General features: G+C 46.9%; 16 protein-coding genes and 1 riboswitch. Of the genes, 11 read left to right on the top strand and 5 right to left on the bottom strand.

Annotated elements, in window-relative coordinates:
• Positions 1 to 399 precede the first annotated feature (399 nt).
• Positions 400 to 1,368: an acyltransferase family protein gene (locus tag OK023_RS08335; protein ID WP_317696830.1), complete on the top strand. Its 969-nt coding sequence runs from the start codon at positions 400 to 402 to the stop codon at positions 1,366 to 1,368.
• Here the strand turns inward: OK023_RS08335 and OK023_RS08330 are convergent.
• Complete coding sequence (locus OK023_RS08330; RefSeq protein ID WP_317696828.1) at positions 1,360 to 2,844, bottom strand: Na+/H+ antiporter NhaC family protein; 1,485 nt, start codon at positions 2,842 to 2,844, stop codon at positions 1,360 to 1,362. The two genes, OK023_RS08335 and OK023_RS08330, sit on opposite strands and share 9 nt — an antisense overlap.
• 923 nt (positions 2,845 to 3,767) lie before the next feature.
• On the opposite strand from OK023_RS08330, the gene OK023_RS08325 reads away from it, so the two are divergent.
• From OK023_RS08325 to OK023_RS08310, 4 genes are read left to right on the top strand one after another with little or no spacing between them, the layout of a single operon-like run.
• Entirely contained in the window at positions 3,768 to 4,109 is a 342-nt protein-coding gene (locus OK023_RS08325; protein ID WP_317696826.1) for a metalloregulator ArsR/SmtB family transcription factor, read from the top strand.
• Entirely contained in the window at positions 4,099 to 4,527 is a 429-nt protein-coding gene (locus OK023_RS08320; protein ID WP_317696823.1) for a YeeE/YedE family protein, read from the top strand. The genes OK023_RS08325 and OK023_RS08320 overlap by 11 nt, the downstream gene beginning before the upstream one ends.
• A gap of 40 nt (positions 4,528 to 4,567) precedes the next feature.
• Positions 4,568 to 4,999 (top strand): DUF6691 family protein, encoded by a 432-nt coding sequence (locus tag OK023_RS08315; RefSeq protein ID WP_317696821.1) that lies wholly within the window; start codon positions 4,568 to 4,570, stop codon positions 4,997 to 4,999.
• 41 nt (positions 5,000 to 5,040) lie between these two features.
• A complete protein-coding gene (locus OK023_RS08310; RefSeq protein ID WP_317696819.1) occupies positions 5,041 to 5,439 on the top strand; it encodes a sulfite exporter TauE/SafE family protein in 399 nt (132 codons plus the stop codon).
• A gap of 99 nt (positions 5,440 to 5,538) precedes the next feature.
• Here the strand turns inward: OK023_RS08310 and mgtS are convergent, their stop codons facing one another.
• Positions 5,539 to 5,619, bottom strand: a complete 81-nt coding sequence (gene mgtS, locus OK023_RS08305; RefSeq protein ID WP_411569416.1) for a protein MgtS — start codon at positions 5,617 to 5,619, stop codon at positions 5,539 to 5,541.
• Positions 5,620 to 5,754: 135 nt separating this feature from the next.
• Positions 5,755 to 6,777, bottom strand: coding sequence for a magnesium transporter (locus OK023_RS08300; RefSeq protein ID WP_317696816.1), 1,023 nt, complete (start codon positions 6,775 to 6,777; stop codon positions 5,755 to 5,757).
• A gap of 72 nt (positions 6,778 to 6,849) precedes the next feature.
• A riboswitch (M-box (ykoK) riboswitch) is annotated at positions 6,850 to 7,020 on the bottom strand.
• A gap of 576 nt (positions 7,021 to 7,596) precedes the next feature.
• Between OK023_RS08300 and OK023_RS08295 the strand changes: the two genes are divergently transcribed.
• From OK023_RS08295 to OK023_RS08285, 3 genes are read left to right on the top strand one after another with little or no spacing between them, the layout of a single operon-like run.
• The gene (locus OK023_RS08295) at positions 7,597 to 8,562 is read left to right on the top strand and encodes an iron ABC transporter substrate-binding protein (protein ID WP_411569415.1); all 966 of its coding nucleotides are present in this window, start codon (positions 7,597 to 7,599) and stop codon (positions 8,560 to 8,562) included.
• A 34-nt stretch (positions 8,563 to 8,596) separates the two neighbouring features.
• Positions 8,597 to 10,171 carry an iron ABC transporter permease gene (locus OK023_RS08290; protein ID WP_317696812.1) on the top strand — a complete coding sequence of 525 codons (1,575 nt, stop codon included), beginning with the start codon at positions 8,597 to 8,599 and terminating at the stop codon, positions 10,169 to 10,171.
• Positions 10,168 to 11,205, top strand: coding sequence for an ABC transporter ATP-binding protein (locus tag OK023_RS08285; RefSeq protein WP_317696810.1), 1,038 nt, complete (start codon positions 10,168 to 10,170; stop codon positions 11,203 to 11,205). The genes OK023_RS08290 and OK023_RS08285 overlap by 4 nt, the downstream gene beginning before the upstream one ends.
• A gap of 10 nt (positions 11,206 to 11,215) precedes the next feature.
• Here the strand turns inward: OK023_RS08285 and OK023_RS08280 are convergent, their stop codons facing one another.
• On the bottom strand, positions 11,216 to 12,700 hold the full coding sequence (locus tag OK023_RS08280; protein WP_317696807.1) for an alpha/beta hydrolase: 1,485 nt from the start codon (positions 12,698 to 12,700) through the stop codon (positions 11,216 to 11,218).
• 351 nt (positions 12,701 to 13,051) lie between these two features.
• On the opposite strand from OK023_RS08280, the gene ydfG reads away from it, so the two are divergent.
• The gene (gene ydfG / locus OK023_RS08275) at positions 13,052 to 13,801 is read left to right on the top strand and encodes a bifunctional NADP-dependent 3-hydroxy acid dehydrogenase/3-hydroxypropionate dehydrogenase YdfG (protein ID WP_317696805.1); all 750 of its coding nucleotides are present in this window, start codon (positions 13,052 to 13,054) and stop codon (positions 13,799 to 13,801) included.
• 163 nt (positions 13,802 to 13,964) lie between these two features.
• On the opposite strand, the gene OK023_RS08270 is transcribed toward ydfG, so the two are convergent.
• Positions 13,965 to 14,291, bottom strand: a complete 327-nt coding sequence (locus tag OK023_RS08270) for a YnfA family protein (RefSeq protein ID WP_317696802.1) — start codon at positions 14,289 to 14,291, stop codon at positions 13,965 to 13,967.
• Positions 14,292 to 14,426: 135 nt separating this feature from the next.
• Here OK023_RS08270 and OK023_RS08265 point away from each other — a divergent pair, with 135 nt between their 5' ends.
• Together OK023_RS08265 and OK023_RS08260 are read left to right on the top strand one after the other, a co-directional pair.
• Complete coding sequence (locus tag OK023_RS08265) at positions 14,427 to 14,795, top strand: DUF1283 family protein (RefSeq protein ID WP_411569396.1); 369 nt, start codon at positions 14,427 to 14,429, stop codon at positions 14,793 to 14,795.
• A gap of 59 nt (positions 14,796 to 14,854) precedes the next feature.
• Positions 14,855 to 15,094, top strand: a complete 240-nt coding sequence (locus tag OK023_RS08260; RefSeq protein ID WP_317697573.1) for a DUF1161 domain-containing protein — start codon at positions 14,855 to 14,857, stop codon at positions 15,092 to 15,094.
• The last annotated feature ends 78 nt before the right edge of the window (positions 15,095 to 15,172 follow it).

The raw sequence follows: 15,172 nt of genomic DNA, 5'->3' as shown, positions 1-15,172 counted from the left end.
TAAAGGGATAAATCCAGAATTAATGCTTTTAAAGGGAGAAATAAAAATAGTATCTCAGTCTTTATGACCCCTAGGAAAAGCGGGAAATGGTCATATTCATCTCTTGACATATGGCTGAAGATAAAAAAATTTTAAAATCCAGAGGGTATTAATTCTGCTGTCATATCGCATCTGATGAGTGCATTGCATTACTTTGTGAGAAATGAAGGGGGGAGGAGGATGCAACAAGTTAAAGAACGGTAGTGTTAGTCAGCTTCAACTGCATTTTTATTAAAAAAAACCTGGTAATCATCAGGTGCAAGCATAATTTTGAATTGTGCAGTCGAGCGTGTTGTACTAAGGTTATTTTTATAAAAAACAGTAAGGTAAATTAAACTTTACTCTCTATGGGTGGTAGCAATGGCTAGCAATGTCAGTCAGAATGCATTAAAGAGTTTGAGTTGTTTTGCAGCTGTTACGTTCTTTTCAACAAGCCAGATATGTGCTTATGAATGCTTCCTGAATGCTAATACAATGAGCATTCTTTACTTTGTTTCTATAATATCTAAGCCATTGTTCTTTATAATTATTGGTTATATGGATGAGGTGGAGAAACTGACTAAAAGTGACATTGTCACGAAAATTAAATCTATTATTATGATAATGATATTCTGGAACATAGTGCTATCACTACTTAAAACACACTATATACAGCCAGGTTATATCTTACAAAATGGCATCCTCTTGAATATGGGGGTAATATATTTAATTTACCCTGTTATTCTAAAAGCCATCAAAAATTTAAAAGTAACTGCTGCCTTTTTTGCTGGGATTATCGCTATTATTGCGTTGCTAGACATATTTAGTCCACTTGATACTTCAGACGATCCACTTTTTATCTCTAGCTACTCATTTATCTGGGTTTGGGGAGGGTATTATATCATTGGTCACCTCTTGGGAGAGTCACTAGGCAGGAAGTTTACCAAGAAAATCAGTGTACTACTAGCAGCAAAGCTTATGGTTATCCCAATTGGGGTATCCATGTTTTTTTACGAACAATATTTATCAACAAATACACAAATTAGCGTCGCTGGTTGGTTTGTACTAGAACATTTACATTTGCTAGCCATGAGCTTAGCTCTGTTTATCTTGTTTGATAACATCAACATAAAGAGTGGGCTGATAACCCGTATTGTGGAGTTTATCAGCCCGGCAATGGTAGGAGTTTACATCGTTCACTACAGCGTCTTCTACATTATTACTACCCTGTATGATTTCAACAATACAACATTAAAGTTAACACTATTGGTTCTGGTGTTTATCGCTTCGGTATTGGTCTCACGACTCCTGTTATTAAACCGTTTCACGGCCAGAGTTATTTCATTTTGAGTCTGCCACAACTGGGGTAACCGGTATGCGTCGAATATTGATACCGGAAATCCCCAGAGCGAGAGTGAGCAGTGGTGCAGCAATATTGAACACGGCAAACGGCATGTAGGCCATAGTTGAAACCCCCAACACTGCAGCCATATAGGCACCACAAGAGTTCCAGGGGACCAGGGGAGAAGTAACAATACCCGCGTCGGAGACTGCCCTTGAGAGGTTTTCTGGCGCTAATCCTCGTTTAGCGAACTCAGCTTTGAACAGGCGGGTAGGTAGCAGCAAAGCAATGTACTGGTCACCTGCGGTAATGTTCAACCCTATTGCAGTGGCAACCACCGAAGTAAACAAACGGCCAATGGTTCTGGCACGAAGCAACAGCGGTGTAACCAATTTGTTGAGCAGGCCAAAGTCATCCACCATTATGCCGAAGGTGACGGCGCCAAGAATCAGCCAGATCGTCAGCAACATACTGTCCATCCCACCACGTGAGAGTAGGGCATCAATCTGTGCCAACCCTGAATTTTCCTGGAAACCGGTTGCCATAGCCAACCAGATTGCCTTAATGGCAACCAGAGGTGAAACAAGATCAGGCTCAGCAATAAAACGTTCAAGCACCTGCGACTGTAAAAATGGCGTCATAATACCTGCCAGTAAGGCTGAGCTCATGATCGCCAAAGCGGCAGGGACCTTGCAAACAGATAGTATCAATAAGAAAAGCAGAGGTAGCAGATTCCACGGTGTAATATGGAATAGTTCATTAAATCGCGTCAGTTCACTGTTGGTGACCGTATCATCAAAAGCGCTATGTTGGTTCATACCCAGTATAATGAAAGCAATCAGGGCGATGACTGCCGCTGGAATTGTACTCCAGAGTTGGGAGCGAATGTGCTTATAAAGTTCCACGCTATTCAGCTGTGCCGCCAGCACTGTGCTTTCTGACAGTGGAGAAATTTTGTCTCCAACATAGGCACCGGAAATAACTGCCCCTGCGGTGATCTCCGGAGATAGACCAAGCATGTTAGCCAACCCAACTAATCCAACCCCAAGAGTACCCGCTGTTGTCCAGGAACTGCCGATGCTAAGAGATACACCGATGCAGACTAGGAAAGAGATAGGATAGAACCAGTTAGGGCTAATCAACAGGATACCGTAATAGACCATGGTTGGAATGGTACCAGACATGTTCCAAGTACCAATTAATGCCCCAACAGAGAAAAGAATAAATATAGCACCAGATACGGTTGCAATACCTTTGCGGCCAGATTCAGATATTTCCTCCCAAGAATGGCCATTTTTCAAGATGATTATTGAGGTAACCATGGTACTTAAGATGACCCCGACCTGAAGAGGACCGTTGACGGCATTCAACCCAAATATAGCTACCGATGCCCCTACCAATACAATCAAGGTGACGATGGGGATCATGGCATCAAGATAACTCGGGGCTTTTACAGTACGCATTTTTTTATTATTAAGAGCCATATCTACTCCACCGACGGTTGTAACAAGAAGGTTGTTTGAAGCTCATAAGTAACACGCATACCTGCGTTAGCTACTGCGATAAGTATAGCTCGCTGTGCCATATCACAATGATTATTTGCAATATTACAGGCAAACCGGACGCTAGTTGTTACGCGTAATAACATAGGAACAGGTACGGCAGAGGCTGCGAGCGGTAGGTGATATTGGCAGATATCGCGAGCTAATCTATATGCGTGGTGCTATTGCTAAATACTGAATAAGGCTTTGCACCATTCATTAGCGCCTTAAACTTCTATAGAAAGAGGGTGGCATAGTGCCATACATAAATCAGGAAAAACATTGTTGGCAGTTTTCAACTCGTTATCGCAGAGTCTTCATGAACATGGTAACAAAAAAGAGAGAGGTTCATAAAAGGTAACAACTTGATTTTTCTAGCTAATGAAATCGTTTGTATATTTAACATAATATACATTATGCGCACTGAGGTGGCGGTACGTAGAATCTGAGGTTTTGTAGCCAGCTTCCGTTCTCTAACGTGGCAACGCCGACGCTTTGCTCTAGGTAGCCAGTTCTCAGGAACGGTTCCTATCCGCGACACGCATCCATTCCCCTAGAACGACCGCCATACAATGCTGACACAGATCAAGTTGAAGCTGGTGACCATCAGCAAAAGCCGATCCATAACCAGCCTTGCATTAGAATAATTTCTGCCGTTTCCGATAAACGCCGGCCCTCACTCTGCCGAAGCCCTCCAGCAACACCACCCACAATCACTAAGTTGCTACTCTAGCCTAAGTGGTGTCATGGTGAACTCCTTAATCTTCACGTTGGATGATGTATCTTCACACTGCCTTGCTTTAATTATATAATATAATTATTGAAAGTGTTATCGCGAACGTGGATTAGGATGGCAAAGAGAGCTCATGAATAACGCGATTATTGACCAAAAAAAAATGCGTGATGCCGCCAGTGCAGCCGCCGCTGTATTGCGTTCCTTGGCGAATGACGACAGGCTGCTGCTGCTGTGTCACCTCAGTCAGGGAGAAGCTTCCGTGGGGCAAATGGAAAGTGCTCTAGGGATTGGGCAACCGACATTATCACAGCAGTTGGGCGTCATGCGACGCCAGCAACTCGTGGCAACGCGCCGCGAGGGGAAACAAATTTTCTACCGCATTGATGATCCAAATGTGTTGATATTACTCAATACCCTCTATCAACTTTACTGTCCGAAAGATGACGCAGAAGGTGTTAACCATGACCATTAATCCGGTGCAATTCACCCCGCTCTTGAGTTTCTTCGGGGGAGTATTGATCGGCTGTGCAGCCTGGATATTGATCCTGTTCTGCGGACGTATTGCAGGGATCAGCGGCATAATCGGAGGAGTGCTCTCACGAAGCACACCTGATCGTGGCTGGCATCTGGCTTTTCTCGTGGGCATTATCATATCACCCCTCTTGTATGGTCTCGTCTACCCGCTTCCTGCGATCGAAGTTCCTACCTCTTGGCCTATCTTGATTATCGCCGGATTGTTAGTCGGGAGCGGCACCCGCTACGGTTCAGGGTGTACCAGCGGCCATGGAGTTTGCGGTCTATCGCGTTTATCTCCCCGTTCTCTGGTGGCCACACTGACGTTTATGGGTGTTGCTTTTATCACCGTCTGGTTGATGGGTTTGCGGATTTAGTCGAGTCGACTCGCACAGTAAATCGCTTAAGGAGGCATATATGAATCTGTTTTTTTCGCTGTTGGCAGGTGTGATATTTGGTGTTGGGTTACTGGTCAGCGGCATGGCAAACCCTGCCAAGGTGATTGGTTTTCTGGATATTACCCGCGTCTGGGACCCTTCACTGGCTTTTGTGATGGGGGGAGCCATTAGCGTGGGTTTCTTCGCTTTCCGCTCGGTGAAGCGACGCACCCACTCGGTGTGCGGTGGCACGATAAATCTGCCAACTAGCAGACAGGTCGATAAGCGCTTGATTGGGGGGGCTATCCTGTTTGGTATTGGCTGGGGGATGGCAGGCATTTGCCCTGGTCCTGGACTGGTATTACTCGGTGCTGGGGTGAACAAAGGTATCGTCTTTGTTGGCGCAATGGTCGCAGGCATGCTGCTTTTCGAACAGTTTGAGCATACCCGAACAAAGCATCGGGTACCGTAATACTGACCGAGAGGTTTTCAGCTACACATCAGGAAAGCAGCATGGTCATTTCGTTACTGTTAGGTTTATGTGTGGGGGCAGTGCTCGGCATTACAGGTGCCGGCGGCGGAATCTTTGCTATTCCCACCCTGGTGATGGGCATGGGATGGGCACCACAGCAGGCAGCGCCAGTGGCCTTGGTCGCCGTTGCCGGAAGTGCGGCTCTGGGCGCCATCGATGCATGGCGCAAGGGCCTGGTGCGCTACCGCGCCGCTATTGTGATAACACTGGCGGGCGTGCCCATGACGAGTGTTGGGTTATGGGTTGTCCAGCGTTCTTCCCCGACATTATCATATGTGGTAAATACTCTCAGTTTATACTCTAAAAATTCAAGTTGTAGGAACGCGAACAATCTTTTCGTTTCCAGAAGCTGGGTGAGCAGATGCAGCCAATGTGGATAACTTGAAGGATGACGAGTATATTGTGCTGTTATATAATCCTCCCCGAAGTGGTTGATGATATTACGGGGAGGATGCATCTAGGCGGATCTTTTTCGTTCATTAGTCATCCCATCTTGTGCTCATATAAGCTGCAACCAAGCCCATTGTGCTAACAAAAGCCAAGAACCCCATAAAAACCATCATGTTTCCCATAATTCTATCCTCTATATTTAAACGTAATCGATAACGACCTCTGTAGTTAAAAATACACTTAGAAAAGTGTCCATTATATTGATTTACCTCCATTGGTTATTGACGCCTGCCGAGCAGGACGCATTATATTCCCAGAACAATCTGGGCAATTTTGAAATAAATAATCAGGCCAGTACCATCAATAAAGGTAGCGATAAACGGTGCAGATACAACTGCCGGATCGATACCAGCTTTCTTTAGTAACATGGGAATAATGGAGGAGACAATCGCGCTCCAAATGGTAATCGCTACAAGTGTCAGGCTGACTACCAACGTAACATCCATCCCTACGCCCATGATCCAGGCACGTATCCAAGCAGCTATCCCGATAGTAATTGCAATGAGTAATGACGTACTCACCTCTTTACGGATCACTGCGCCTAGGTTACGCAAACTGACTTCGCCTAATGCCATTGCCCGCACCAGTGTTGAAGTGATCTGCGTACCGCTGTTGCCTCCGGTCCCAATCAGCAATGGGATAAAGAAGGCTAAGGCAATAGCCGCCTCCAGCTGCTCCTCAAATGCTTTTAGGACGTTGCCGGTATAAGCCTCTGCGACAAACAACATGAGCAACCAAACGACACGTTTACGCCATAATTCCCAAGGGCTGGTTTCCAGATAGGGTTTATCCAGTGGCAAACTGGCCCCTTGACGTTGTGCATCCTCGGTATATTCATCTGCGATCAAGCGAGCAATTTCTCTTTCACCCAATACACCCACCAAGGTTTTATTCACCACGACAGGTACAACATCCAGCCCTCCCCGACCTAATAAATGAGCGACGTCATTTCTATCATCTTCCGGTGATAGGTGAAGATAGTTGTGGTTCATCATCGACCCTAAAACTCTGTCACCGTCATTGCATTGCAGCAGCGTTTTTACCGACAACATACCCCGCAGATGATAATCGTCAGCAGTAATAAAAATTTGACTAGGTATCTCATCAGTTTTGAGTTGCGACAGGAAGTAATCTTTCGCTTCTTTAACAGAGATATTACCGGATACAGTGATGAAATCATCGCTCATGTAGCTGGCAATAGATGACTCTTCATGCGCAATTGCAGGGGTAACTGCCATCGCTGATGAGTATGGAAGTGATTTAATCATGTTAGTCCCTATTTTCTGTTTGACTTCAACAGTGAATCGCATAGGGGCGTTAACCAAAGAGGGAGTGCAGAAAGCCTATCTCCGCGTCCAGGTTTTAGCACTATACAACGTATCTGAAAAATTCAGAAGTTACCTTGGGCTACACCTTAATCCGATGAAGCCTGTCTTAACCTTGGGCATCTCTCGATGTCGTCAGATCAGTAACCTGTGTTTGTATAGGAGCCTCGCCAAACGAGATACTGCATGTATACTTCGCGGTCATTATAGGCATATCAACACGGATAACTTTCTAAAACGTTCATCTCGTTGAGGTTATATTTAAGAAAAGTCTTTTTGATCCTTCATTCCAAGCACAGCATTGCACTCCGTGGCTCCTGCTCCCCAGAACCGTCTTCTACCTTGTTGGCCTTGGGCCTTTCACACTGTAAGTACAACAGGCTCTAAAGTGATTTTTCTTTCAGTTGCCGCAGAAAAGGCATGCAGTAGACAAGTCACAGATTTGGCTTGTCATAGATAGACTCCTGAAGCAAAATTGTTTCCGGCCTCGAGCAGCCCAATTGAGGCAAACGCGTAGTTGATGTGAATACTATCCTTTAGGAATTTTCTGTTTTTTCAGTCGATTATTTCCAAATGATATTAAGACCTAGGAAAAACCGAGGGTAATTTACTCTAATACGAATCAATTTCACTATCATTCCTGATGTTATTGGATACAATCATGCAGCTTCTGTTTACCAGAAAATTTTTGCTTTCAATAAGGACGACGGTATGAAATTGAATGTCACTTCTCTTATCTCTTTTACCCTGCTTGCCTCATCAATGGCGCTGACTTTCTCAGCCAACGCTGCCGATAACGAACTTGGCCTGGTGGTTTACAACGCTCAACATGAAAATCTGGTGAAATCTTGGGTAGAGGGCTTTACCAAAGACACCGGCATTAAAGTGACTTTGCGTAACGGTGGTGATAGTGAGTTGGGTAACCAGTTGGTACAGGAAGGCAGTGCTTCACCTGCTGACGTTTTTCTGACTGAAAACTCGCCGGCAATGGTACTGGTTGACAATGCAAAGCTGTTAGCACCATTGAATGTAGATACCTCCGCACAGGTTGACCCTCAGTATCGTCCAGACCATGGACGTTGGACTGGTATTGCCGCGCGTTCTACCGTTTTCGTCTACAACCCGGCCAAAATCAGTGAAACCCAGTTACCCGAATCTTTGCTGGATCTGGCGAAACCTGAGTGGAAAGGCCGCTGGGCAGCCTCACCTTCAGGCGCTGATTTCCAGGCTATTGTCAGTGCATTGCTGGAGCTGAAAGGCGAACAAGCTACACGGGAATGGCTGAAAGCGATGAAAACCAATTTCACTGCCTATAAAGGTAACAGTACAGTGATGAAGGCAGTCAATGCTGGCCAGATCGACAGCGGCGTGATTTATCACTACTACCCATTTGTTGACAGTGCTAAGACGGGTGAAAACAGTAAAAATATCAAACTGCACTATTTCCAACAGCAGGACCCAGGTGCTTTTGTCAGCATATCTGGTGGAGGCGTGTTGGCATCCAGCAAGCATCCACAGCAGGCACAAGAGTTTATAAAATGGATCACTGGCAAACAGGGCCAAGAAATTTTGCGTACTAACACCGCTTTTGAATATGCCGTCGGTGTGGGAGCCGCCTCAAATCCTAAGCTGGTACCGCTGAAAGAGCTGAATGCTCCCAAGGTTGAACCCTCTAAGTTGAACAGCAAAAAAGTAGTCGAGCTAATGACCGAGGCTGGCCTGCTGTAAGGCAGATTGTAGGGTGAAAAGGTATTTTTCCGTCATGTCGAATCATTCTTTAGTTACTGCCCTTGCGGCACCAAGCAGATTGCATCAACAACAGCCCGGACTGTGGATTGTCATTTGCGCCCTGCTGCTGTCGTTGTTGGCGCTATTGCCGCTGGGATTTGTGATTAGTGTTGCCATCGACACCGGTTGGCAGACGGTTAAAACTTTAGTTTTTCGGCCTCGAGTCGGGGAATTGCTGACCAATACCCTGTTGCTGATGGTTTTCACCCTACCCCTTTGCGCATTACTTGGCGTAGCTTTGGCGTGGCTAACAGAACGCACCCAGTTGCCAGGCCGCCGTGTCTGGTCTATTTTAGCTACCGCGCCATTAGCGGTACCCGCATTTGTTCAAAGCTATGCCTGGATCAGTTTATGGCCCTCAATGAACGGTCTGGCTGCCGGGGTTTTTATCTCAGTAATTGCCTATTTCCCATTTATCTACTTACCCGTTTCTGCCGTTTTGCGCAGGCTTGACCCGGGGATCGAAGATGTGGCTACCTCACTGGGTACTCGTCCCCTTATGGTTTTTTTCCGTGTTGTTCTGCCTCAACTTAAACTGGCTATATGGGGGGGAAGTCTGCTGGTTGCGTTGCATTTGTTGGCAGAATACGGACTGTACGCCATGATCCGGTTTGATACCTTCACTACCGCTATTTTTGATCAATTCCAGTCCACCTTTAACGGCCCAGCCGCCAATATGCTGGCAGGGGTCTTGGTATTGTGTTGTTTGATGCTCTTGATGGTGGAGGCAGTCAGTCGCGGTCAGGCTCGATATGCACGTGTGGGTTCAGGAAGTGCCCGCAGAAGAACCCTGCATGCTCTTAGCCCGATAGTGAGTCTACTTTGCCAACTGCTTCCGCTGTGCTTGACCCTACTGGCATTAGGTGTACCGTTTGTTACGCTTACGCGCTGGTTGTATCTTGGGGGCGTTGATGTCTGGCACAACAACGACCTGTGGCCCGCTGTTTGGCAAACTCTGACGTTAGCTGCCAGTGGCGCTATCATTATTACTTTGTGTGCTATTCCAATGGCTTGGCTTTCGGTTCGCTATCCCACACGCTTTTACCGTGTACTAGAGGGATGCAATTACGTCACCAGCTCCTTGCCTGGCATTGTCGTTGCATTAGCCTTGGTCACCATCACTATCCATACATTCCGTCCAATATATCAGACAGAAATTACCCTGCTGTTGGCCTATCTGCTGATGTTTATGCCCAGAGCACTGGTTAATTTGCGTGCAGGAATTGCTCAGGCTCCGATTGAACTGGAAAACGTAGCTCGCAGTCTTGGGCGAACACCTTTTCAGGCGTTGTTGAGTACCACCTTACGGTTGGCTGCACCAGGAGCGGCAGCTGGTGCAGCGCTGGTATTTTTAGCGATTACCAACGAACTCACAGCAACTTTACTGCTCGCACCTACGGGCACCCGCACACTGGCAACGGGGTTCTGGGCACTGACCAGTGAAATCGATTATGTTGCCGCTGCACCTTACGCACTGATAATAGTGACATTGTCACTTCCATTAACCTGGCTTTTATATTCGCAATCTAAACGTACGGCAGGATTATGAGCACGCTTGAACTGCATAATATTAGTAAATCCTACAATGGCATTAAGGTGCTTGAAAATATTGACCTTTGCGTAGATGAAGGTAGCCGTACAGCGATTGTTGGTCCTTCCGGTTCTGGAAAAACAACGTTACTACGGATTATTGCGGGGTTCGAAGTCCCGGATCAAGGCCAGCTTTTCTTGCAGGGAAGCCCGTTGGTCAGCCATAAATTGTGGGTTCCTGCTCATCAACGAGGGATCGGATTTGTGCCGCAAGACGGTGCCCTGTTTCCTCACTTCGACGTCGCCGGCAATATTGGTTTCGGGTTAAAAGGCAGTAAACAACAAAAACAATACCGAATCGATACACTGATGGATATGGTCTCCTTGGACCGACGTTTGGCAACCCTATGGCCACACGAGTTGTCTGGAGGGCAACAACAACGTGTGGCATTGGCAAGAGCTCTATCACAACAGCCTAAGCTGATGCTGCTTGATGAACCGTTCTCTGCTTTGGATACCGGACTGCGTGCTGCAACACGAAAAGCCGTTGCCGAGCTACTGGCTGAAGCTAAAGTTGCATCCATTTTGGTCACCCACGATCAAGCCGAAGCACTGTCATTCGCCGATCAAGTTGCCGTAATGCGTTATGGGTCGTTGGCGCAAGTGGGAGACCCACAGGAACTGTATCTACGCCCGGTAGATGAACCTACAGCTACTTTCCTAGGAGAAACTTTAGTGCTGTCTGCCTATCTGGAACAGGGATGGGCGGACTGTGTTCTCGGGCGAGTGGCCGTTGACGATCCTCTGCGTAGTGGCCATGCGCGTATTATGTTACGCCCGGAACAGATCCAGATTGGACTCGTTCCGCAACCATCACAACGCCAAGCCATTGTGACCAGCATTGACTTTGCGGGGTTTGTTTCCACTCTCAGTCTGTTGATGGATAGCAGTCATGAAACCGTAGAGATTAAGGCTATCAGCAGAGGGACGATATATCCTGGAGCCAACGTCAGCCTCAATATTCTTGGTCAGGCACACATATTCAGCCGCTGAAGCACATGCTTCAACGGCAACTTCGGTCATGACGTGATTTTTTTGGCATCAGTAGGTAATTTACCACCGCCTCATCTACGCAACGGTTAATCCCGGTTAGTGCTAGCGTATGCCCGTCCCCCTCGCGGGTTATGAGTGGGCTGTTAAATGCAGCGGACATCTGGCGGGCATTTCGATAAGGCGTTATAGGATCATAACGTTGAGCAACAAACAGCAAGGGCGGTAACGCTGCGGCAGGAACCGGAACGTGGGGTTTATCCTTGCCTGGATAGGGCCAGAAATCGCAGGTATCAAGAGGATACTCATGTAAGAGTAGATAATTGGGAAATGAGGCGGCAGTATTGATTTGTTGGCTCTGCCTACGCAACATCTGCCTGTCAGCATTAGGTCTTGCCGTATCTGAACAGGTAATAACCATCCGTGCATCATCAGTGTAAGGGCTATAATTTTCGTCGATCAGTCCGGTTTCCTGATCGTCAGCTGTGCCAGAATCTATTTTGCGCAACGCATTGGCAAGTTCAGGCCAGCGTTCTCGCCATGGTAGTAAATTACGGGTCAGCGTCACTACATCCTCTGAAGAGATCTCATAGCCAGATTGTGTTACGAATGGTGCGCTATGCAATTTACGCAACATCGCATGGTAAGTCTGTACGGATTTATTGGATTCACGGGATAGTTGGCAAGAATGGTTTTTTTCACAATAATCAGAAAAATGCGTAAAGCTTTGCTGAAGGCCTCGTTGCTGATTGATGCGTTGTGTAAAATAATCGTCCGACAGATCGACGACGCCATCAAGCACCAAAGCACGGGTTTTCTTTGGAAAACGCTCAGCGTATAGCTCAGCAACTTTGGTACCATAAGAATAGGCTACGGCGGTCAGTTCGCGTTCACCTAATGCTTGACGGATGGTATCCAAATCATTGACCGCTTCGTGAGTGCCTATGTGTTGTACTACCTCTGCCCCTGTCTGTTTGATACACGCATCAACGATGTTACGTGCTTGCTGTTCAATTCCGGAAATATCGTTTTCATCCGGTAACAGGGTCTCTTCACTTCCCGTTTGCTGGCAAGATATTTTGGGAATTGATTGCCCCACTCCTCGCGGATCGTAACCAATAATGTCGTAAGACTTCTGTAATTTCAAAGCGGCCTCTTTTTCAGCAAGTTGCGGGTTGATCCCCGGCCGTCCAGGCCCACCTTGAATAATAACCACGCTACCTTTCCTTGGCCCTATGGCAGGCAATCTTGTTAGCGCCAGTCGTACACTATGTGTTGCCTGCTTGGCAGTCTTCTGATAGTTCAGCGGAGCTTCAACATAACCACATTGTAAAGAGGCTGGAGGTGGAACATCGTTGAACCAGTGCCGAAAGGGTGTGCTGCTACAAGGTTGCCATTCGATAGTGGTTTTGACTGGACTTGTTTTAACCAAATGCCTGGCATTGGCAGGCGTTTGTACCGCGACAGCCAGCAAAAGAATAATGCGGAATGCAGACATGACGAAGTCCTTTTAGCAAAAGGTATTATTATGATTTTAACTGTCTGACATTAAACAACTTACTAACGAAATGTGAAAGCGATAACACGATGGATTTACGCTAAGCGCGATGCCAAGAGACCGAGACGGTCTTCGCAAAATACTTCCAAACGCATCAGTATTAGCCTTATCTCTATGGGTTCGAGATCCGCCATATTGCTGAATCGTTAGGTGGCCCGGTGCAAGGAAGGCGTGAGAATATAAAATATGACTGCGCGGTTTACCACCTGCCAGCGATCACTGATTAAGTTTGCGGGTATATCAGAGCCACGTTAAAGTTGAGGCAGGGAAAAACAGTTGAGGAACAGGAACATGATTATTTTTGTCACGGGTGCTACCTCCGGATTTGGTGAAGCCATTGCCCGTAAGTTTGCGCGCGAAGGCCATCAGGTGATTGCCGCTGGTCGCCGGTTGGAGCGTCTGCAAGCTTTGCAGGCAGAGTTAGGTGAAGCACTGCATATTGTGCCTCTAGATGTTCGTAACCGCACTGCCATTCAACAGGCCATCGAAACGTTGCCAGCTTCGTTGCATAATATCGATGTTCTGGTCAACAATGCCGGTCTGGCGCTAGGCCTAGAGCCTGCTCATAAAGCTAATGTCGACGATTGGGAAACCATGATCGATACCAATACCAAAGGGCTGGTAAACATGACGCGCGCCTTACTGCCCGCAATGGTGGAACGCGATGTTGGCCATGTGATTAATATTGGTTCTACCGCTGCCAACTGGCCTTACGCCGGGGGGAACGTTTACGGTGCTACCAAGGCTTTCGTGAAGCAGTTTAGCTTGGGGTTACGCGCTGACCTACACGGCACCCACATTCGCGTCACCGATATCGAACCGGGTATGGTAGGCGGCACAGAATTCTCTAATGTACGATTCAAGGGCGATGACGGTAAAGTGGGTAAAACCTATCAAGGCGCCGATGCGCTTACGCCAGAAGATATTGCCGAGTCAGTATTTTGGGTAGCTAGCCTGCCGGTGCGTGTCAATATAAATACGCTGGAGATGATGCCGGTCTGTCAGTCTTTCGCTGGACTGAATATTTATCGCGAGTCCTAACCTGTTTGTTAGGCTGTGCATAATAGTGAACAGGTGGGGGTGATGACCGTTGAGCGCAGGGATGCGCGATACGAGCCCCAAGGAAGGGTTCACGGCGTGTCGCCGTTCCTCATCATTCCCACCTGCCGGCAGCATGATGTGTAGCGGTATTAAGGACACCTATTTAGGCTGTTCGCCAACCAGAAACAATGATCAGCATGCCCAGTAATGCTATACCCGCTCCTAACCAGTCCATTGAAGAAAGTCTCACGCCATCGACTATCCGTAGCCATAGCAAGGCAGTTGCCACATACACACCACCGTAGGCAGCATAGACACGCCCACTGGCTGCAGGATGTAGCGTCAGTAGCCAGACAAACATCATCAGGCTGGCGGCTGCGGGCAATAGTAACCAGATACTGCCGCTTTTCTTTAACCATAGATAAGGTAAAAAGCAGCCGACAATTTCAGCCAATGCAGTGGCAAAGAACAACAACGTAATTTTTAACATTACCGATACAATCTCTCTGTAAATTAAACGAATGTAGCTGCGTGCTGGCGTCTGGCAGGATCACGATGATATATTTGACCACATTAACAGCTGGTGCTGCTGAACAGGGCAACACTAATTTATTAGGGTGAAACAATGAAATTATCTTCTATTCAACAAGCGCTACGCAGGATGCTACCGGTTACTATGCTGATTTTCGCAGGAGCCTGGCAGGTCCCTCTGTTTGCGGCTACCTGTACCGAAGGCAGTACCTGTGTAACCGTTGATGGCAGTGGTGGCGCAGCAATGAGCAAAGAGCAAGCTCGCGAAAGTAAAGAACAGTGGGATGAGACCAAGTCTTTGCGTAAAAAGGTAAATACTCGCACTGAGAAAGAATTTGACAAGCAAGATCGGGCCATTGACGATGAAGAACAGTGTAATGACATTAATAACGTGAATGCTTATTGGGAACAAAGCACCCGCAAATGCATTGATCGCAAAACTGGGCACCGGATCAACTTGTAATCGATAAATAAGCTTAAACCATTCCCATTAAAGCTGCTATCTCAAATAAGGATTGAATGATGAAAAAAGCGCTTCTAGTAGGTGTTCTGTTTCTGACTGTCGCTCCACTGGCCGCTTTTGCCTCATGTGAGAGTGTGAAGACTGACATTACACAAAAAATTGTTAACAACGGCGTTCCAGAGTCTGGCTTTAAATTAGACATTGTGCCAAACGATAAGGCCAATCAAGCGGGTGGGCAGGTTGTTGGTCATTGCGAACAAGATACGCATAAAATTGTTTACACTCGCTTAAAACAATAGCGATGTAAATGTCATAGTAGCTCAATCCGTTACCAGTCAAGATACAAAAAACACGCAATAATCTGTTTGCGCGCGCGT

This window comes from Serratia sp. UGAL515B_01 (assembly GCF_033095805.1).
GTDB lineage: Bacteria > Pseudomonadota > Gammaproteobacteria > Enterobacterales > Enterobacteriaceae > Chania.
The sequence above is the reverse complement of the archived record's forward strand: the minus strand, read 5'-3'. Positions and strand labels throughout refer to the sequence as shown.